This is a genomic window from Bradyrhizobium sp. 142 (assembly GCF_023074015.1).
Taxonomy (GTDB): domain Bacteria; phylum Pseudomonadota; class Alphaproteobacteria; order Rhizobiales; family Xanthobacteraceae; genus Bradyrhizobium.
Window position 1 is genome coordinate 54942 of the sequence record NZ_JADPKQ010000209.1, and the last position, 19301, is coordinate 74242.

Below are 19301 nucleotides of genomic sequence, written 5' to 3' on the forward strand. Positions count from 1 at the left end.
GAGGACGTTGTACGCTTCATCCGATCATGTCGGCGCAAGCGCTCGCGCGGCCGGCGCGATGGATCGGGCTACAGTCGTCACGACGCTTGAGCAGCAGCATGGAGTTCGCTTCACGGCGCATCCTTATGTGCGTCCTGTCTATGAGCGCCTGACGGAAGCCGCTGAGCAGGCGCTCGATGAAATCGACGAAACCGCTGGTGGTGTGCGCCTCGCGCGGAACACTCTGATCGGATGAGAACGGGCCAAAGGTCGTTGGCGCGGTCAGCCTGGTCGGGGACGAGTATCCACCGCAAATGTTCGCGCGCCCGATGGTCATAATCCGAGCCGGTTGATTCAAAATCAAAAACAAAAATCTGAAAGCGACGAAGCAGCCGCCAGACCGTCTCGTCGTCTGCCGGCGCGCCAGCCAGCGCGAGGTTGGCGCGAAAGACGTCGACGAAGCTGCGCATCGCGTCCGATGCGAATGTCGGCCGGTTTGATACGCGCCGCAAAGGTCGCGCCGTCGGGGAGTTGGCGGGCCCAGTGCAAGACTTCCTGGCACGCCTGCTCGATACGCGTTGTCGTTCGCGCGATCGCCGCGGCGAGTTCGTACCGGCTGGTCGCGAAGTCGGACTTCTGTGCCGCTTCCCAGATTTGTCCGACGACATCGCGAAACTCTGTATCGGAGGCGGTGAAGGTTAGGCTGCGTTTGACCTGGATCTCCAATGTGGCTGGGGAGCCGTCCCAATTGACTGCTTTGACCACCACATCGTCGAGCGGGTGTTCCGCAACTCGTTGCTGAAAGGCGACGCTTCGGACGGTTGCCCTGGAGAGGCCGCGCGGCTCGCCGCCTGACAGCAGCGGCAGAATGTAGAATGCACCAACCTTGGCCTCGAACTGAGGCCCAGCCCCGCCCGTCGCCGCCGGGGCCGCGATTTGAGCTGATTGATGCGTTTTCTTACCATAGAGCATTTTGTTCTATGTTTGTTCTGACGTCAAAATGCTGCTTCCTTCCTCATCGGGCCTTTCGAGAGCGTCCGCGACTGAAGGCATCAACGATGACAGATTAAAGCTCCAGAAGCCCGCCGTCCCCATGTTCATCCGCGAACGCCAGCAGCGTGCCTTTGGCGTTCCAGGCGAGCGCGGCCACGGGCGCCGTGCCGTTGCGGCGGACCAGGATCTCGGCGCCGTCCTCCAGCCGCACCATCAGCACGGTGCCGTCGCTGTAGCCGGCGGCGAGGATGTCGTTTTTGGGGTGGCAGGCGACCACCGACACGCGCGCCTGGAGCGGCGCCAGCATCGCGGGCTCCTTGCCCATCGGGCCGTCCTTGCTGGCGAACGGCCACAGGATCACGGTGTCGGCGCCCGAGGTCGCCAGCGCTTTGCCGCCCGCGCTCCAGGACATCGAGCGGACGCGGCCGGGATAGCCGGTCATGCGCATGTGGCGGTTGTCGGCGAGACGCCAGCCGTGCAGCGCCGCCTCATGCATCGTGGTGACCAGGAATTTGTTGTCCGGGCTGAAGGTGACGCCGAGATGCGAGCCGGCCCAGGGCAGGAATTCGGCCGTGGCCGCCATGTTCGGAAACCACAGCGTCGCGCCGTTGTAATGCGCGATCGCGAGCCGCAGGCCCTTCGGCGCGAACGCAAGCCCGCCGACGGTCGAGGGCACCTCGATCGATTTTTCCTCCAGCTTGCCGCTCTTAACGAAGGCGAACTTTCCGGCCGACCAGGCGAAGGCGCCGTCCGGGTGCAGCGCCACCGCGTCGATCCAGCGCCGCTTCGGGTCGGTGGCGAGCAGCGTCACCTCGCCCTTGGCATCGAGCGAGACGACCTTGCCATCGTCACCGCCCATCACAAGGCGCTTGCCGTCGGACGCGATCGAGAGAATGCCGCCGCTGTGAACGGCGACCTTGCTGATCTCGCCCTTGGCATCGACGAAAGCGACGTTCTCCTCACCGCCGACAAAGGCGGCACGATCGCCGAGAAAATGCGCTGAGATTACGCCCATGCCAATCGCGACCGGCTTGACGCGGTCGGTGACCGAAACGATCGAGGCTGAATCGGGAGCCGGCGTAAACTCTTTCATCACGAGACGATGCAGCTCTCGAAGCCGGTGCGAATAGCCTCTTCCGGCAATTCGCGACCGATGAAGACGAGGCGGCTCTCGCGCCGCTCGCCGTGCTGCCATTTCCGCTGGTGATTGCCCTCCAGCATCATGTGGACGCCCTGGAAGACGTAGCGATCATCATCGTCGTGGAAGGCGAGGATGCCTTTGGAGCGCAGGATCTTCCCGCCCTCGACCTGCACCAGGTTCTGGAGCCAGGGCATGAACACGTTCGGATCGAGCGGCTTGTCGGTCTTGAGCGACAGCGACTGCATGTCCTCGTCGTGGTAGTGCTTCAGGCCGTGGCCGTGATCATGATGATGGTCGTGGCCATGGTGGTGATGGTCATGATCGTGGTCATGATCATCGGCATTCAGGAAGTCCGGCTCGATGTCGAGGATGCGGTCGAGGTCGAAGGCGCCACGATCGAGCACGTCGGCCAAAGCCACCGAGCAGCGCTCGGTGCGGTGCAGCTTCGCATAGGGGTTGATGGCGCGGATGCGGGCCTCGACCTCGGCAAGCTCGCCCTTGGTGACGAGATCGGTCTTGTTCAGCACGATGACGTCGGCGAAGGCGATCTGGTTCTTGGCCTCGGGCGCGTCCTTGAGTCGGTCGGACAGCCATTTGGCGTCGGCGACCGTGACGACCGCATCGAGCCGGGCGTTCTTCTGCACGTCCTCGTCGACGAAGAATGTCTGGGCCACCGGTGCCGGATCGGCGAGGCCCGTGGTCTCGACGATGATCGCGTCGAACTTGCCCTTGCGCTTCATCAGGCCGTCCATGATGCGGACGAGGTCGCCGCGCACGGTGCAGCAGATGCAGCCATTGTTCATCTCGAACACTTCCTCATCGGCGCCGATGATGAGGTCGTTGTCGATGCCGATCTCGCCGAATTCGTTGACGATGACAGCGTACTTCTTGCCATGATTTTCCGACAAGATGCGGTTCAAAAGCGTGGTCTTGCCGGCACCGAGATAGCCGGTCAGCACGGTCACAGGAATTTTTTGAGAGGTCGCTTCAGACATAACAACTCCGGACTTCGGGCTTTTGCGCGACGCGAGGCGGGGTGGCCCCTGCCCTAATGGTCAAGCGCGCTGGTCAGGGCCTTTATATTGTGCCTGACCATATCAATGTAAGTGGGGGCGAGCCCCTTTTCGCCGGTCAAACCGTCCGAAATCAGGGTCCCGCCGAGCTTTGATCCGGTCTCGGCGGCGATCCGGCGGATCAGCCGTTCATCGCTGATATTCTCCAGGAATACCGCCGGGATTTTTTGGGCCTTGATCTGGCCGATGATGGTCGCGATATCGCGGGCGCTGGGCTCGGTTTCGGTGGAGACCCCCAAGGGCGCGATGAACCGGACGCCGTATTCGGCGGCGAAATAGCCGAAGGCGTTGTGGGTGGAGATCACCTTGCGCCGCTCCGGCGGGATTTTTGCCACCGCCTCACGCACCTCGCGGTCGAGCGTTTCGAGCTTTTCCAGATAGGCTTTTGCCTCGGCACGGAAGAAGTCCGCATCGTCCGGGTCGGCGGCGGCCAACGCACTGGCGATGTTGGTGACGTAGGCCTTGGCGTTGGGGACCGACTGCCAGGCATGGGGATCTGCGGCCGTGCCGAGTTTCAGGGGCGTAATGCCGGTGCTTGCGGTGACGACCCTTGCCTTGCTGCCCGAGGATTGCACCAGCCGCGGCAGCCAGCCTTCGAGGCCGAGGCCGTTGACGACGACGAGCTTTGCATCCGCGATCCGCTTCGCATCGCCAGGCGCAGGCGTGTAGACGTGGACGTCGCTGTCGGCGCCAACCAGCGTCGTGAGGCTGATGCGGTCACTGCCGACATTACGGACGAAATCGGCCAGGATCGAGAAGCTCGCGACCACGTTGAGCCGCTCGGCGGCGTGCAGCGGCGAAGCGATCAGCAAGAGCACACAAAATAGGATAAGCCGCATCGCCCGTCACGCTTCCAGATGCCGGCCGGGAAACAGCTGCCTGATAACGCCGCCGACACGGCCGAACAGGACGGAGACGATGTAGACCCCGCTCGCCACCAGAATGATCGCAGGCCCCGAGGGCACGCGGGTCTGGAACGACAGCACGAGGCCTGCATAGCCGGATACAGCGGCGACGATCACCGCGATGCAGATCATCGCCGTCAGATCACGCGACCAGAATCGCGCGATGCCGGCGGGCAGGATCATCAGGCCGACCGCGAGCAAGGTGCCGAGCGCCTGAAAGCCGTTGACCAAATTGATCACGACGAGCGCGAGGAAGACGAGATGCGCGGGCCCCCCGGCGCGGCTGACGGTGCGCAGGAACAAGGGATCGACGCTCTCGATCACCAGCGGGCGGTAGATCACGGCCAGCACCAGCAGCGTGACCGTGGCGTTGAAGGCGACCATCAGCAGCGTCTGGTCGTCCATCGCCAGGATGTTGCCGAACAGCACGTGCAGCAGGTCGATGTTTGTACCCTTGATCGAGACGATGGTGACGCCCAGCGCCAGCGAGGCCAGATAGAAGGTCGCAAGCGAGGCGTCCTCCTTCAGCCCGGTCGATCGCGAAACTACGCCAGCGAGGATCGCGACCGCAAAGCCGGCGATCAGGCCGCCGGCCGTCATCGCGAATAGATTGAGGCCGGAGAGCAGGAAACCAACGGCGGCACCGGGGAGGATCGCGTGCGCCATGGCGTCGCCGACGAGGCTCATCCGCCGCAACATCAGGAACACGCCGATCGGGGCGCCGGCGAGCGACAGCGCGATCACGGCTGCGAGCGCGCGCCGCATGAATTCGAATTCGGTGAACGGGCCGATCAGCGCGTCATGAAACATCAGATGTCACGCCGCCTGCGAGCGCGCATCATCGGCGCAGGCCGCGGCGCTGTCGTCGAACGCTTCGCACATCCGCATCGCGACCATCAGGTTTTCCGGCGTCAGAACTTCCGCCGTCGGGCCCCATGCCACCGGTCCGCGCGCCAGCACCAGCGTCTCGCTGAAATGCGTGCGCACCATCTCCAGATCGTGCAGCGCGGCCAGCACGGTGCGGCCCTCGCCATGCCAGCGCTTCACCAGCGCGAGCAGATCGATCGTGGTCTTGCTGTCGATGGCGTTGAAGGGCTCGTCGAGCACGATCAGGCTCGCGTCCTGGAGCAGAACGCGCGCGAACAGCACGCGCTGCATCTGCCCGCCGGAGAGCGTGCCGATCGGACGATTCTCGAAACCGTTGAGCCCGACGCCCGCAATCGCATGCAGGATCTTGTCGCGCGCGGCCTTGCCGATGCCGCCGAACAGGCCGGTCGCGCGCCACAGTCCGGTGGCGACGAAATCGAACACCGAGATTGGAAAGCTGCGGTCGATCTCCGCGCTCTGCGGCAGATAGGCGATATCGCGGGAGTCGCGTTCGCCGAGATGAATGCTGCCATCGAGCGGCTTGAGGATGCCGACGATGCCGCGCAGCAGCGTCGACTTGCCGGCGCCGTTCGGGCCGATCACGGCGACCAGCGCGCCCGACGCGACCTCGCCGTTGAGATGGTGCACGGCCGGATGCCGGTCATAGCCGAACGTGACGTTGTGGAAATGCAATGCTGCCATGGATCACCTCATCGCCACCCAGACGATGCCCCACAGCACCGCGCAGACCGCGATCGCGGCCGAAAGGCGCGTGGCCATGGTCATGCGCAGGATCGACCAGGGCGCCGCCTGGGCCGGATGCGGAGAGGTCGCACCGTGGACATGGGTATGCACGTGGTCGTGCCCATGCGAATGGGCGTGGGAATGGTCGTGATGGTGGGCATGCGAGGCGGCGGGAACCATTTGGAGATGTTATAATATAACATTACGCCTGTCCACGCCCAGCTCAGGGTTTGCCGATCACCATGGCGATGGCAGCGGCGACGAACGGGAACGGGACCGAGACCGCGCAGCGGAACCAGACGAACCGAGCTGGCATGAACGGGATTTCCCACAGAATGACCCGCTGGAAAGCGAACAGTGCCCAGGCAACGACATAAGCAACCACCTGCGGCACCCCGCCGCCGGATTTCAGCGCCACTGTGCCGATGGAGAAGCCGATCACCGGGCCGCCCGGTGTAGCGGCGCCGGCGACCACGGCGGTCGCGACCCCGAGCCAGCCGCTGTCCGGCCCGAGCCAGCCGGTGATAACCTCTTGCGGGATAATGGCGGCGATATAGCCGGAGCCGATCACTCCCAACGCAATCCGCGGCACGATGTTGATGAAGTCCATCGAGCCTTCGCGTAGCGAGGCCTTGAACACCGGAGGGCCGCGACGAAAGGCGATCAGGCCGACGCCGAAAACCGAGCCCCACAGCAGGATGTCGATCAGAAGCGCGGCGCTCACGTCTCATCGTCCTTCGTCGCCGGCTTCGGATACATCCGGACATAGACGAAGCGGCCGAGGCTGCCTGCCAGCACCGGCAGCGGCAGCGAGATGACGATGCGCCACAGCGTGAAATCGGCGCCCATGATCGGGATTTCCCATGCAACGGCGCGGCCGTAGCCGATCAGGGTCCAGCTCACGACCATGGCAATGGTGGCGCCGAAATCGGCGCCGACCGCCAGCAGCGCGCTCGCTACGGGATATGCGGTGAAGGGTCCACCGGGCAGGATCGCGCCGAAGGCAGTGCCGATCAGAAGCCCCTTCAGCCCGGACTTCGGCCCGAGTGAGCGCGAGACTTTCTCGTGCGGCAGGATTTCCGAGATGAACGCGCCGAGCAGACAGCCCGCCAGCACGCGCGGCAGGATGCCGCCGAACAGCGACAGATCGTGGGTGAGGATCTCCAGCACACCGTCGGTGCCGTCGCGCCGCCAGACCAGCGCCGCACTGACCGCAACCAACGCGGCGATGACCAGTGTCGACCAGCCGATCGGCTTGCGCACACGCCCAGGCCGCGGCTCGGACTCGGCGTCCGCGGCAGGCGCCGGGTCTTTCGAAAAGGGTTCTGACAACGGGGCTTGGATCGGAGGGAAGGGATGCCAGCCTTGATTAAGGAGGCCCTGCCCCCGATGCAAACGGAACTATGACAGGGCCCCATGCGCGCCTTGCGCAGGGCTATGCAGGGGGCTGGAGAATGCGCAGCAAAAAGGCGGCCGCGCATGCGACCGCCTTTTCGATGCCTTTCACTGGCATTCCGGGACGGTGCGATGCATCGAACCCGGAATGATCGAATGGCTCACTCAGGCCTTGTCGAGCAGGGACTCGACGTATTCCCAGTTCACGAGGTTCTCGACGAACGCCTTCAGATAGTCCGGACGGCGGTTGCGATAGTCGATGTAGTAGGAGTGCTCCCAGACGTCGCAGCCGAGGATCGGGGTGGCGCCATGCACCAGCGGATTCTCGCCGTTCGGGGTCTTGGAGATCTCGAGCTTGCCGTTCTTGACCTGGAGCCAGCACCAGCCGGAGCCGAACTGGCCGACGCCGGCCGCCTGGAAGTCCGTCTTGAACTTCTCGAAGCCGCCGAGGTCCTCGTTGATCTTCTTCTCGAGCTTGCCCGGCAGCTTGGTGCCGCCACCATTGGGCTTCATCCAGCTCCAGAAGTGGATGTGGTTGTAGTGCTGGCCGGCATTGTTGAACACGGCAGGGTTCTTGCCGAACGAGCCCTTGACGATCTCCTCAAGGGACTTGCCTTCCCATTCGGTCCCCTTGAGCGCGTTGTTGCCGTTGGTGACGTAGGCCTGATGGTGCTTGTCGTGGTGGAATTCCAGCGTTTCCTTCGACATGAATTGCCCGAGGGCGTCATAGGCGTAAGGAAGAGGGGGCAGCGTGAATGTCATGGTTCTTGTCCGCAACTGGTGGGGAACGAGGCTTAACGATCACCCCTTATAGAATGTTCCGCGGCCGTTAAATACCGCCAATTTGCGCAAACGGGTGATGCGGACGCTTGGCCGGATTGCATAAAATCGTCGCAGGCGGCGGACAATCACCCAGCCTCGCCCGGTCGCCGCAAAATATCATTGCCTTTGAAGCGTTTATAACAGAACGAATGCGCCACGAACCGAAGATACGAGAGACTGAGCAATGAGCGTCGAGATCGACATCCTGAATGGCGACGCCTCTTGGCCGACCGCCGAGCCGCTCCTTAGCGCAGTTTGGGGGGACGCCGCGGCGGAGAAGCCGCCATGGGCTCACGTCAAATGGGCCAATGCCGATCTGCGCGTGCTGATCGAGACGCCCGAGGACGGCCTCGTCTGCCATGTCGGCATCTATTTCCGCACCATCAGCTGGAACGGGCGCAATGTCCATGTCGGCGGCATCGGCGGGGTCTGCACCCGCGAAGATCAGCGCGGACGCGGCTATGCGACCATGGCGATCGACGCAGCCGTGCACACCATGAGGGCCAACGAGGCGGTGCGCTTCGCGCTCCTGTTCTGCGAGCCGCACAATGTGGCGTTTTATGAAGCCCGCAACTGGCACGCCTTCACTGGCGACATCTATTGCGAGCAGCCGGAGGGGCGGATCCGGTTCGACCACATGGCTCCCTTCGTGTTCGACATCGTGCGCGCACCGCGCCAGGGCACCATCGACCTATGCGGCCTGCCCTGGTGAGCCCTGCGTGAGGTGAGGGCTGGCGCAGGGGCTCGCTTGCCCTATAATATGTCGAGCATCATCCAATACTCCGCCCGGTGACACATGACGATCGACGCCTCCCTGGACGCCGTGCCGCCGCGTGCACCGGTCGCCTCTCCCATCGCCAGCCTGCTGACAGCGCCGATCCTGCCGACGCTGCTGCGGTTGGCGCTTCCCAACATGATCGCGATGGTGGGCAGCACGCTGGTTGCGATCGCCGAGACCTCCTATATCGGCCGGCTCGGCACCGTGCCGCTGGCCGCAATCGCGCTGGTGTTTCCGTTCGCGATGCTGACGCAGATGATGAGCGCGGGCGCGATGGGCGGCGGCGTTTCGTCCGCGATCAGCCGCGCGCTCGGCGCGGGAAATCGCGACGGCGCCGCGACGCTGGCGCTGCATGCCGCCATCATCGGCCTCTGCGGCGGGCTGTTCTTCACCGCGATGATGCTCCCCTTCGGCCGCAGCTTCTTCGCGCTGCTCGGCGGCCGCGAACGCGTGCTCGACGAAGCCTGCGGCTATTCCCAGGTGCTGTTCTCCGGCGCGATCGCGATCTGGCTCGTCAACACGCTGGCCTCGGTGATCCGCGGCACCGGCGACATGCGCCTGCCCTCGATGACGCTGATCGGGGCAAGCCTGGTGCAGGTCGCGCTCGGCGGCACGCTGGGGCTCGGCCTGTTCGGCGTGCCGCAATTCGGCATGCATGGGGTCGCCGCTGGCCAGTTGGTTGCGTTCAGCGGCGCCGCGGTCTTCCTGCTGTGGTATCTGCTGTCCGGCCGCAGCCGGCTGCCGCTGAATGTCCGCGCGTTCCATTTCGAGCGCGCAATGTTTTTCGACATTCTCAAGGTCGGCGCGGTCGCCTGCCTGTCGCCGCTCCAGACCGTGCTCACGATCCTGATCGTCACCAAGATCCTGGCAACGTTCGGCACCGAGGTGCTGGCCGGCTATGGCATCGGCTCGCGGCTGGAATTTCTGCTGATCCCGATCACTTTCGCGTTCGGCATCGCGTCGGTGCCGGTGGTCGGCGTGGCGATCGGCGCCGGGCACTTGCAGCGCGCGCGGCGAGTTGCCTGGACCGCAGCTACGGCCTCTGGCCTCACTGTCGGCCTGGTCGGCCTTCTCGTCGCAATCGCTCCGTCGCTGTGGGTGTCGCTCTTCACGTGGGATCCTGGCGTCACCGCCGCCGCGTCCAGCTATTTCCATTGGGCCGGCCCGGCCTTCATGTTCTTCGGCATCGGCGTCTCGCTGTATTTCTCCTCGCAAGGCGCGGCGCGCGTCGGCGGCCCCGTGCTCGCCTCGACCGCGCGACTTCTGATCGTGGCGATCGGCGGCACCGGCCTCGTCATGGCACAGGCGCCGGCCTGGACCTTGTTCGCGCTGGTCGGCGGCGCCATGGCCGTATTCGGGCTCTCGACCGCGGCCTCGGTCGCCTTCGTGCGCTGGGGCAAATGAGCGCAGAAATGTGATTCAATCGAGCGTTGCACCATCCTGACGGGCTGCTATGGAGGCGCCTCCATTCCGGGGCTCTCTCCATGACACTCAGATTCGCCGTCCTGACCGTTTTTCTGGCCGTGCTGTCCGGCGCACCCGCTTACGCCCAGAGCACTGACGCGAGTGGCACCTGGCTAACCCAGGCGGGCGATGCGCGCGTGAAGATCAGCAAGTGCGGCGGCGGCATCTGCGGCGTCATCGTCTGGCTAAGGGAGCCTCACGACACTGCGACCGGCCAGCCGGCGACCGACAGCAAGAACCCCAATCCCGCGCTCGCCAGGCGCCTGATGATCGGATTGCCGCTGTTCAGCGGCATGCAGCCCATGGGCACGAGCAAATGGTCCGGCCAGATCTACAACGCCGACGACGGGAGTACCTATGCGAGCAGCGTCACCGTCACTGGCGCGGATTCGCTGCGCGTCGAGGGCTGCGTCGGCGCGCTCTGCGGCGGCGAGACCTGGACGCGGGCCGGACGTTAGCTCGCCATCATTGCCTTCAGTGCCGTCGCCGCAGAGGCATAGCCGCCTCGCGCGCCGTCGATGAAGTGCACGTGATCGCTGCGCAGCGCCGAGGGCGTGAAGCAGGTCATCATCGCCGCGTCCTGCTGGTAGAGACCGTAGCGCACGATGCCGTCGCGCGCTGCTGCCGCGAGGCAATCGCTCAACGCGCGCGCGAGTTCGGGGGTGCAGTCCAGGATCATGCGCAGGCCGTCGTCATATTTGCGGAAGTCGGAATTTTCGACCACCTGCCGCGTATACAGCTTGGGCACGAAGCCGCCGATCTTGATGTCGAAGCGCACGATGAGATAGACGAACAACGTGTAGGCCAGCACGCCGACGCGCCGCTGCAACAGCGAGCGGCCTCGCTTCGCCCGCGCCTCGTATTCCAGCCCCTGCGGCGGCCATTTCAGCGGCGGCCCCTGCGACGGCACCGGCCGACCGGCATCGGGGCTGCGCTCGACGAGATGGATGACATCTTCGATCACCTTCCGGAACGCTTGCGCCTCGGCACCGCGCGCCGGCACCACCAGCACCGACAGGATCAATCCGCGCGAGGCAGGAATCTCCTCGAAACGGCAAGACAGCCCCGAAAGATCGGGCTGCGAGCCGGCTGGTGCCTCCGTGACTGCGAACTCGCCGCGCTTCATCGCCGCATCGGCCCAGCCCAGTCCGCCGCCAGAGAACATCGCATAGGACAAGTTCGCCGACGGACCGAAGCGCGCGACGCGCACGTCGAGGCCCTGCGCGCGAATGGCGCTCACCGGCACCAGCGCGACGCGCATCTTCAGATCGAGATCCTCCCGCACCCAGGTCGCGGTCGCGGCCAGCGCTTCGCGGGCACGTTCGAAATCGCCGGGCGCGACCGCAAAGCTCGCGCCGTCGCCGCCGAACACGAACGGGAATTCCCGTCCCTCCAGCGCATTCGTCACCGCCGCGATCACTGCGGCGCCCGCCATGTTGACCGCCTTGTAACGCTGCGCCGCGATCGCCTTGGTCGAATCGACGATGTCGGCGACACCGATGGTCCAGTCGTCAGGCAGCGGCGAATAGAGCTTGGGATCCATCAGGCTGGTGAAGCCACGGAAGACGGGAATAGCGCCGTAGAAGGTTTCGCCTGGTGTCATCGGATGATGCCGTATGATTGGGAAGCGCGTCCGAAACAGGTACGTGGCAGGATCGATCCGGGTTCGCCCGCCGGCGCGCCCGTCATAGTCCCGATCATTGGCCGAAATGAAGGTGGACAACAAGGTCACGCCGCGCCGGGTTGCCGCACTTCGTCATTGATCGGCATCAAACAATGGCCCGGCGATCGCAGCTACGATTGGATCATTCAGACCTCTAGCGGGATGATCGAGGTGTCCGACTTCGGCAACAAGGATTCTGGCTCCCCGCTGCGCCGGCGCACGGGGCTCGACGCCGTCAGCGCGGTGAAGATGCCCGAAGGATTGACCTCGGCCGTCGACGCCTGGGCCGAAGCGCATCATCTGACCCGTTCGGATGCAATCTGCAAGCTGGTCGAAATGGGGTTGAGAGTTGCGCCCGCGGCATCGGCAGCACCCCACACGGCGACCGCATCGGACGCCACCAGACTCGAAGAGATCGCAGTGCACGAGATCGACCGGCTGCTCGATCCCGCATTGCCGCCGCGCGAACGCGAGCGCCGCATTCGCCGCCTCACCGAGGGACCGCCGGAGTTTTCACACGAACGGATTGATCTGGCGAAGCACGAACCGTGAGCGCCGATACGCGCTAGTGCAGCTTCTCGTCCTGACGCTTGCCCAGCGAGGGCGCCGATACAGCGTGGCACCCCACGAGCCGCACGAATTGCTGCGGATACATCTCATGGCCATGATCGCCGGAATTCTGATGCGTCATTGGCGGGCAGTGGACGTCGGCCGGTTTCGCGGCGGATTGCTCGATGCGGCCGCGATTGGCGATCACGTTCGAAGCGGTCATGCTCGACATCTTCATGGGCTGCTCCCTGGCGATTGGGGCAGATCGATTGACGTAACCCAATCGATTGCGGCGCATCTTACGACCAAATCCGGCTTGATGTCATTGGGCCGGATCAACTCAATTGCGGCGGCGGAGTTCCGATCACGCCGTATTGCCCGCATCGATCGTGAACACGGTGCCGGTCACGTTGCGGCCGCCTTCGCCCAGGAGATATTCCACCATGCGCGCCACGTCGTCCGTGTCCGGCAAACGGCGCAGTGCGCTGCGGCCGGCGATGCGCTTGCGTCCCTCGTCGGAGAGATTGTGCGTGAGCTCGGTGTCGATGAAGCCGGGTGCGATCGCGTTCACGGTGACGCCGAGCTTGCCGACCTCGCGCGCGAGCGAGCGGGTGAAGCCAGTGGCGGCAGCCTTGGTCGCGCCGTAGACGGAGAGGCCGTTGTAGCCCGTCGTCGCGATGATGGATGAAATGTTGACGATGCGGCCCGCACCGTCCGCCATCATCTGCCGCGCGACGTATTTGGTGAGAATGATCGGCGACAACACGTTGAGCTGGACCAGCGCCTCGATCTCGGAATTGTGCATGGTGGCGAGCAGGCCTTCGGTGCCGAGGCCAGCATTGTTGACGAGGCCATAGATCGCGCCGAATTCTTCGCGGATGAGCTTCGCAAAAGCCGGGATCGCATCGATCACAGCGAGATCGCAGGCCCGGAAATGCAGGTGTCCTTCGGACTCGGCGATCGCGGCCTTGAGCTCCTCGCTCTCGCGCCGCGCCGCCGCGATCACGTTGTAGCCGGCGCCGGCCAGGCGCTTGCCGATCGCAAGGCCGATGCCGCGGCTGCCGCCGGTGACGAGGACGTTATGCATCGGTGCGCGCCAGTTTGCCGGCCGGGGTGACGTCGAGCGCCTCGACGAAGCGGACCACCGCCGGCACCTTGTGTGAAGCGAGCTGCGCGCGGCACTGCTGGACGATCTGCTCGCGGATATCTTTCGCCCGCGCCGGATCGGTACCATCGACGAGGATCACGTCGGCGACCACGATGCCGCCGGTGATCGGGCTCTTCCGCGATTTCGCCCGCGACATCTGCACGTCGGGATGACGATTGATCACCGCCTCGATTTCCTCGGGATGAACCTTCAACCCGCCGATATTGATGATGCCGCCACGGCGGCCGACGAAGTAATAGCGGTCGCCGCGCAGCTCGACCACGTCGCCGCTGTCGACGAACCCGTCATCGTCGGTGAGCGCAGACGCGTCGCGGCCGATATAGGCGTGCGCGCTGCGGCTCGAACGGATGCGGAGCGATCCGTCGACGACCTTCATCTCGACGCCGGTGCGATTGCCGAGATAATCGGCCGGAAAGCCCTCCAGCCCGTCATTCACGGCGAAGCCGACGCCGGCCTCGGTCGAGGCATAGGCGTGGCCGATCGACGATCCCGGAAATGCCGCCTTCAAGCCGTCGAGCACCGCCTGATCCGCGATCTCGCCGGAGAGACGGACGTAACGTGGAGCGAAGTGCGCGGCCGAACCGCTCATCAACAGCTTGCGCCAATGCGAGGGCGTGCCGGAGATGTGTGAAACGCCGCGCGCATTGAGCCGAGCAACGTGATCGGCGAGCGCCTCATGCGGGTCGGACAGCACCATCGAGCCGCCGCAGAGGATGGCGCGGAGGAAGATTTGCAGGCCCCCATAGCGGCGAATGTCGTAGAACGTGGCCCACACCGGCGCCGGACCGCGCGCGGAGCCTTCGCCAACGATGGCGCCGGTGAGCGCTTCCAGCGTATGCCCGGCGATCTTCGGCACACCCGACGTGCCCGAGGTCAGCATCAGCCATTCAGTGCCGCGCTCGGTTTGAGCGGAAATTGTTGGTACGAGCGGCAATTGTGCGGTGACGACCAGCGGAACGCCGGTGTCAGTCCAGCGATCCGGCTCGTCGGTGACGACGGCGTCGATTCCGGCATCGGCGATCAACGCGTCCAGATGCGCCGGGTTGAGATCCGGCGGACACAGCAGCATGCGACGGGCGATGCCGTCGAGCTCGATCATGGCAAGGCCCGACCGGAGCTGGTCGGACAGCTTCAACAATACCGCGCGGCCCGACAGCTCGCGAAGGCGGCCGCCCAGGACGGTCTGCGACAGGATATCGGTCAGCGACACGCTCGTGTGCGCATCCGACAGGGTGCGGCCCGTCAGCTCCGCGCCGAGATGGTCGCGGAGCGCAAAGATCTCACGCGGGGACATTTTCGTAGGCCCGCACGAAATCGCCCACGGTGGCGGGAAACGCCGCGTCCTCGGAAATGGTGAAGGGGTCGACGCCGGTCTCGTCCTCCAGCCGCGCGACCAGGATCGCGAAGGCGAGCGAATCGAAGCCCGTCTCGTGCAGCGACAGGTCGTCCGAAAGTTCGGGAAGCGCGACGTGCTGTTCCTTGGCGATCTGTTGGATCGCTTCAATAACCTTAGACCTTACCGACATGGCTGCCTCGCTTCTTGTTCTGTTATCGATCGTTCGTGTTGCGGCGGTTCTTGATGACCGCCGCCCATGGCCGCTTGTTTACCCGACAGAAGTAAATGGGCTCTTGGACAATTCAGATAAAATTGGACCTATCTCCGGAATTTCGTGCGGCTACAGCCTCATCGACCCGTCCACGATCTGCGTATATATCTCTGCGTCCAGCGCGACATAGGCGCCGGATTTCGGCTCGGCCATGAACAGCGGATCAGAGATCTCGTTCGGGTCGAAGCCCTCGCGTGCCAACTCACCCTTCTTCTGCTTGAACGTCTCGGTCGCGTCGAGCTCGCGCGAAATGCGAACGAAGACGGGCCGCGCATAGGCCGGCAGCCGCTGCGCCAGATGCGCAGGCAGCGCAGCGATATCAAAGCCTTCGTTCACCACGATCGCGCTCATGCCGGCCCGGCCGTCCGCGCCGGGAATGCCGACGCCATAGCTGGTGGCGTCGACCACACCGGTGAAATCGCGCACGACGTCGTTGACCTCCGATGCCGCGACGTTCTCGCCCTTCCAGCGGAAGGTGTCGCCGATGCGATCGACGAAGTGGAAGAAGCCCTTGTCATCGAGCCGCATTAAATCGCCGGTACGGAACCAGGAATCGCCCTTGGCGAAGACATCGCGCAAGACCTTCTTCTCGGTCTCTCCGGCATCGGTATAGCCCTCGAAGCGGCCGCCGCCCTGATCCGCCGTGCCGATGCGGCCGATGGCCTCGCCGGCCTCGCCACGCGCACAGGCAATGCAAAGTCCATCTTCATTGCGCAGCGGAGCACCACTGTCAGGATCGAGTCTGACGAGGCTGGCGGGGAAGCGGTGCGCGAGCAGCGGCGGAATCCGGCCGATCGCGCCGGGCTGGCCTTCGACGTTGAACAGCGAGAAGTTGCCTTCGGTTGCGGCGTAAAATTCGAGAATGCGAGGAATGGCGAAACGTCCCTGGAAATCCTCCCAGATGTCGCCGCGCAGGCCGTTGCCACAGGCGAGCCGCAGGCGGTGGCGATTCTCGTATTCCGACGGCGGCGCTTTCAGCAGATAGCGGCAGAGCTCGCCGATATACTGGAACAGCGTACAATCGTGCCGCACGACGTCATGCCAGAAATTCGACGCCGAGAATTTTTCCGCGATCACGACCGCGCCGCCGGCTGCGAGCATGCTGCACGGCGCGACGATGCCGCCGACCGAATGGAACAGCGGCAGGCAATCGTAGAGCCGGTCCTGCGGGGTCGCGCCGGTGAGGCCGGCGAACCAAAAGCCCCAATTGAGGATGCGGCGGTGACTGATGCTGGCGGCCTTGGGCAGGCCCGTGGTGCCGGACGTGTAGATCAGCAGCGCACGGTCGTCGATGGTGACGCCGCCATGCTCGTCCGGCGAGAGCGGGCCGTCGTCGAGTGCTGCGAGCGCGACATCGATCGCGCGCTCGCTTCGCGCATCGCCGTGGATCCAGATTTTTGCGTCCGTCTTCAGATGCGGCAACGCGCCGCCCAGCGTCTCGGTCAGCCCGTGCGCGACAATAAGGTGCGACGGCTTTGCGACATCGATGCAATGGGCGAGCGAAGGCCCCACGAGCTTTGTATTGATCAGCGCCACCACGCCGCCGACCCGGCTGATGCCGAGCCAGGCGGCGACGTAATCGATGCCGTTCGGCATGATCAGGCCGATAGTGTCGCCCTTGGCGACGCCGACCGAGCGCGCCCAGCGTGCATAGCGGTTGATGCGCTTCGACAGGCCTTCATAGTCGAGGCTTGCGTCATCGGTGATCAACGCAGCCCGATCGGGCTGGCGCCGCGCCCAATCGTCGACGACGTCGGCGAACAGCCGGCCCGGCAATGTCTCGATCCGCGCGGTGAGCTCGATCGCCTTCAGCCAGATTTTTGAAGCCGACGGCGCACACACAGCCTTCGGTTGTTCGATGACGCCGGTGGTCATGCCGTCCATTCTTTCGGAACGTGTCTGCTGGTCCCGGCAGTTTAGCTCCGTGCGCCCTGCCCAGATGTTAAGAGACAAGGTAAAACTCGGTTAGCTCCCGATTAACGCTAGTCATACTTTACCAAGTCGACGGGAACGGCGTGCGGCGTGGCGCGATTCTTGCGATAGCAAAGCCGGTCATCCGGCACGCTGCGCATGTCCCCTCGCCCCGCTTGCGGGGAGATGGTCAGGGTGAGGGGGAGTCTCCACAATCTCCGTGACGGACGACTCGCGGAGGCTCCCCCTCACCCGGCGCTTCGCGCCGATCTCTCCCCGCAAGCGGGGCGAGGTGAATCGGATGCAGACCATGATCACCAAGCGACATTTCCTTCGGACCGCCACTTGTGCCGCCGCCGCGCTCGCCGCACCGCGCGCCTTTGCCATCGGCAACCCTTCCTATCCCTCGCGCAGCGTGAAGTGGGTGGTGCCGCACGCACCGGGCGGCGCCACCGACGTGTTGTCGCGGCTGCTCTGCCAGCGCCTGTCCGACCGGCTCGGCCAGACCTTCATCGTCGAGAACAAGCCCGGCGCCGGCAGCAATATCGGCACGCAGGCGGTGATCACCTCCGCACCGGACGGCTATACGCTGCTGCTGACCTCGACCGCGAACGCGATCAACGCCTCGTTCGATCCGGCGCTGCCATACGATTTCGCCAAGGGCATCGCGCCGGTCGCGGGCGTCGCGCGCATTCCGCTGGTGTTGGTCGTCAACAACGATTTGCCGGTGAAGTCGGTTGCCGACTTCATCGCCCATGCCAAGTTCAATCCCGGCAAGATGTCGATCGCCTCCTCCGGCATCGGCACCTCGCTGCATCTGTCCGGTGAATTGTTCAAGTCGATGGCCGGCGTCCAGTTCACCCATGTGCCCTATCGCGGCTCGGCGCCGGGATTGACCGACGTGATGAGCGGCCAGATCCAGGGCATGTTCGACAACGTCACCTCATCCTTCGAGCTGGTGCGCGCCGGCAAGCTGCGCGCGCTCGGCGTCACCACGCGCGAGCGCTCGGAGATCCTGCCGGACGTGCCGCCGATCGCCGAGACGCTCCTCGGTTGCGAGACAAGCTGGTTCTACGGCGTCGGCGCGCCGCACGACACGCCGCGCGAGATCATCGATCTCCTCAATCGCGAGATCGACGCTGCACTCTCCGACGCCGAGATCAAGGCTCGCGTCGCCGCGCTCGGCGCGATCCCGCTGCACGGCAACGCCAACGCGTTCGGCGGCATGCTGACCGCGGAAACCGAGCGCTGGCGCAAGGTGGTGGAGCTGTCGGGAATCAAGAAGGAATAGCGCGCGGCATCTGCTCGCAAGGTGGACCGATGCCCCGGGGACGATTACCCGGCGCTCCTTTTCTGTGCCGCAAGCGCGGCGTCTGCGCGTGAGACGGCGCGGCCATGAGCACCGCACCGGCAGTCACATCAGGCCCACTGAGCGATGCATCAAACCTGTTTCCGGAAACCGCATCGCCTACCGCTACTGCTGCACCTTTTTGTGACGCCGGCGGGGCGGCGGCTGTTCGTTGAAGGCGTAATAGGGATTGAGGTCGCAGGTCGCGGCAAGGCCCGACGCTGTGGCACGGCATTGCGGCAACGAGGTGAAGGAGCAGTCATAATAGTCACCGCCCCCGCCACCCAAGCCGCCGCCGGTGTAGCGGTGCATGCATACGGGATAGGCCGGATCGTACCTCTGCGCGCTGGCATCCGCTGCGCCAAGCAGCATGAAGATCGCAGTGAGGGTCAGGAACGGCAGGCGCATGGAGAAATCCTCGAATCGGTAACATCGGCGATGTCGATGCCGACGGGTTCATATGACACAACATCTCGGCGCACGCGACTGTTCCTAAGGACAGATGACGGCAAGGTGAGGTGTGGCTCGCGTGACGCACATAGCCGCTCGGCGTTGTTCGCGACCACCACGATAGATACCGTTCCTCCTCCCCGCAAGCGCAGGGCAATCGCATATGGATTTCACGCGGATTGTCCGCGGGCTTGTTCCGCCTCTCCCGCTTGCGGGAGAGGCCGACGCGCCCCGGGCGATGCGAAGCATCGTCCCGCGCGCGGCGGGTGAGGGCTCTCGCCACGGCGGGATATCCTCCCCAATCTCAATAATCCCGACGCGGAGACACCCCCCACCCCAACCCTCCCCCGCAAGCGGGAGAGGGAGCCCACTGCCGATGTCGCCGCATCGTGCACCCATATGCGATTGCCCTGCGCTTGCGGGGAGGAGGAACGGTAACCTACC

23 protein-coding genes are annotated in these 19301 nt (G+C 64.7%); 5 read left to right on the plus strand and 18 right to left on the minus strand.

Annotation, left to right across the window (positions count from 1 at the left end):
- Nucleotides 1-16: 16 nt before the first annotated feature.
- The 11 genes from IVA82_RS19260 to IVA82_RS19310 form a co-directional block, all read right to left on the minus strand.
- A complete protein-coding gene (locus IVA82_RS19260; protein ID WP_247386810.1) occupies nucleotides 17-316 on the minus strand; it encodes a hypothetical protein in 300 nt (99 codons plus the stop codon).
- A 23-nt stretch (nucleotides 317-339) separates the two neighbouring features.
- The gene (locus tag IVA82_RS19265; RefSeq protein WP_247386809.1) at nucleotides 340-951 is read right to left on the minus strand and encodes a hypothetical protein; all 612 of its coding nucleotides are present in this window, start codon (nucleotides 949-951) and stop codon (nucleotides 340-342) included.
- A gap of 94 nt (nucleotides 952-1045) precedes the next feature.
- Nucleotides 1046-2065 carry a WD40 repeat domain-containing protein gene (locus IVA82_RS19270; protein ID WP_247386808.1) on the minus strand — a complete coding sequence of 340 codons (1020 nt, stop codon included), beginning with the start codon at nucleotides 2063-2065 and terminating at the stop codon, nucleotides 1046-1048.
- On the minus strand, nucleotides 2065-3108 hold the full coding sequence (locus IVA82_RS19275) for a GTP-binding protein (protein WP_247386807.1): 1044 nt from the start codon (nucleotides 3106-3108) through the stop codon (nucleotides 2065-2067). The genes IVA82_RS19270 and IVA82_RS19275 overlap by 1 nt, the downstream gene beginning before the upstream one ends.
- 53 nt (nucleotides 3109-3161) lie before the next feature.
- Nucleotides 3162-4025: a zinc ABC transporter substrate-binding protein gene (locus IVA82_RS19280; protein WP_247386806.1), complete on the minus strand. Its 864-nt coding sequence runs from the start codon at nucleotides 4023-4025 to the stop codon at nucleotides 3162-3164.
- Between the two features lie 6 nt (nucleotides 4026-4031).
- Entirely contained in the window at nucleotides 4032-4901 is an 870-nt protein-coding gene (locus IVA82_RS19285) for a metal ABC transporter permease (protein WP_247386805.1), read from the minus strand.
- A 6-nt stretch (nucleotides 4902-4907) separates the two neighbouring features.
- Nucleotides 4908-5660 (minus strand): ABC transporter ATP-binding protein, encoded by a 753-nt coding sequence (locus IVA82_RS19290; RefSeq protein ID WP_247386804.1) that lies wholly within the window; start codon nucleotides 5658-5660, stop codon nucleotides 4908-4910.
- Between the two features lie 3 nt (nucleotides 5661-5663).
- Nucleotides 5664-5882, minus strand: a complete 219-nt coding sequence (locus IVA82_RS19295; protein WP_247386803.1) for a hypothetical protein — start codon at nucleotides 5880-5882, stop codon at nucleotides 5664-5666.
- A 43-nt stretch (nucleotides 5883-5925) separates the two neighbouring features.
- On the minus strand, nucleotides 5926-6426 hold the full coding sequence (locus tag IVA82_RS19300) for a hypothetical protein (RefSeq protein ID WP_008138982.1): 501 nt from the start codon (nucleotides 6424-6426) through the stop codon (nucleotides 5926-5928).
- Nucleotides 6423-7034 carry a permease gene (locus IVA82_RS19305; protein ID WP_247386802.1) on the minus strand — a complete coding sequence of 204 codons (612 nt, stop codon included), beginning with the start codon at nucleotides 7032-7034 and terminating at the stop codon, nucleotides 6423-6425. The genes IVA82_RS19300 and IVA82_RS19305 overlap by 4 nt, the downstream gene beginning before the upstream one ends.
- Before the next feature lie 228 nt (nucleotides 7035-7262).
- Nucleotides 7263-7859, minus strand: coding sequence for a superoxide dismutase (locus tag IVA82_RS19310; RefSeq protein ID WP_247386801.1), 597 nt, complete (start codon nucleotides 7857-7859; stop codon nucleotides 7263-7265).
- A gap of 244 nt (nucleotides 7860-8103) precedes the next feature.
- On the opposite strand from IVA82_RS19310, the gene IVA82_RS19315 reads away from it, so the two are divergent.
- The 3 genes from IVA82_RS19315 to IVA82_RS19325 all read left to right on the plus strand — a co-directional run bounded on the left by IVA82_RS19315 (nucleotide 8104) and on the right by IVA82_RS19325 (nucleotide 10619).
- On the plus strand, nucleotides 8104-8631 hold the full coding sequence (locus IVA82_RS19315) for a GNAT family N-acetyltransferase (protein ID WP_247386800.1): 528 nt from the start codon (nucleotides 8104-8106) through the stop codon (nucleotides 8629-8631).
- An 84-nt stretch (nucleotides 8632-8715) separates the two neighbouring features.
- Nucleotides 8716-10101 carry an MATE family efflux transporter gene (locus IVA82_RS19320; RefSeq protein ID WP_247386799.1) on the plus strand — a complete coding sequence of 462 codons (1386 nt, stop codon included), beginning with the start codon at nucleotides 8716-8718 and terminating at the stop codon, nucleotides 10099-10101.
- A gap of 80 nt (nucleotides 10102-10181) precedes the next feature.
- The gene (locus tag IVA82_RS19325; protein ID WP_247386798.1) at nucleotides 10182-10619 is read left to right on the plus strand and encodes a DUF2147 domain-containing protein; all 438 of its coding nucleotides are present in this window, start codon (nucleotides 10182-10184) and stop codon (nucleotides 10617-10619) included.
- Here the strand turns inward: IVA82_RS19325 and IVA82_RS19330 are convergent.
- Nucleotides 10616-11764 carry a DUF3095 domain-containing protein gene (locus tag IVA82_RS19330; RefSeq protein ID WP_247386797.1) on the minus strand — a complete coding sequence of 383 codons (1149 nt, stop codon included), beginning with the start codon at nucleotides 11762-11764 and terminating at the stop codon, nucleotides 10616-10618. The genes IVA82_RS19325 and IVA82_RS19330 overlap by 4 nt on opposite strands.
- A gap of 222 nt (nucleotides 11765-11986) precedes the next feature.
- On the opposite strand from IVA82_RS19330, the gene IVA82_RS19335 reads away from it, so the two are divergent.
- The gene (locus IVA82_RS19335) at nucleotides 11987-12376 is read left to right on the plus strand and encodes a hypothetical protein (RefSeq protein WP_247386851.1); all 390 of its coding nucleotides are present in this window, start codon (nucleotides 11987-11989) and stop codon (nucleotides 12374-12376) included.
- 13 nt (nucleotides 12377-12389) lie between these two features.
- Here IVA82_RS19335 and IVA82_RS19340 read toward each other — a convergent pair whose 3' ends face one another.
- The 5 genes from IVA82_RS19340 to IVA82_RS19360 form a co-directional block, all read right to left on the minus strand.
- Nucleotides 12390-12611 carry a hypothetical protein gene (locus tag IVA82_RS19340; protein WP_247386796.1) on the minus strand — a complete coding sequence of 74 codons (222 nt, stop codon included), beginning with the start codon at nucleotides 12609-12611 and terminating at the stop codon, nucleotides 12390-12392.
- A 126-nt stretch (nucleotides 12612-12737) separates the two neighbouring features.
- Complete coding sequence (locus tag IVA82_RS19345) at nucleotides 12738-13460, minus strand: SDR family NAD(P)-dependent oxidoreductase (protein WP_247386795.1); 723 nt, start codon at nucleotides 13458-13460, stop codon at nucleotides 12738-12740.
- Complete coding sequence (locus IVA82_RS19350) at nucleotides 13453-14835, minus strand: class I adenylate-forming enzyme family protein (protein WP_247386794.1); 1383 nt, start codon at nucleotides 14833-14835, stop codon at nucleotides 13453-13455. Before IVA82_RS19350 ends, IVA82_RS19345 begins: the two co-directional genes overlap by 8 nt.
- Nucleotides 14822-15067: an acyl carrier protein gene (locus IVA82_RS19355; RefSeq protein ID WP_247386793.1), complete on the minus strand. Its 246-nt coding sequence runs from the start codon at nucleotides 15065-15067 to the stop codon at nucleotides 14822-14824. Before IVA82_RS19355 ends, IVA82_RS19350 begins: the two co-directional genes overlap by 14 nt.
- A gap of 150 nt (nucleotides 15068-15217) precedes the next feature.
- Nucleotides 15218-17032 (minus strand): long-chain-acyl-CoA synthetase, encoded by a 1815-nt coding sequence (locus IVA82_RS19360; protein WP_247386792.1) that lies wholly within the window; start codon nucleotides 17030-17032, stop codon nucleotides 15218-15220.
- 337 nt (nucleotides 17033-17369) lie between these two features.
- Here IVA82_RS19360 and IVA82_RS19365 point away from each other — a divergent pair, with 337 nt between their 5' ends.
- Entirely contained in the window at nucleotides 17370-18350 is a 981-nt protein-coding gene (locus IVA82_RS19365; RefSeq protein ID WP_247386850.1) for a tripartite tricarboxylate transporter substrate binding protein, read from the plus strand.
- 183 nt (nucleotides 18351-18533) lie between these two features.
- Here IVA82_RS19365 and IVA82_RS19370 read toward each other — a convergent pair whose 3' ends face one another.
- On the minus strand, nucleotides 18534-18815 hold the full coding sequence (locus IVA82_RS19370; RefSeq protein WP_247386791.1) for a DUF3551 domain-containing protein: 282 nt from the start codon (nucleotides 18813-18815) through the stop codon (nucleotides 18534-18536).
- Between the last annotated feature and the right edge of the window lie 486 nt (nucleotides 18816-19301).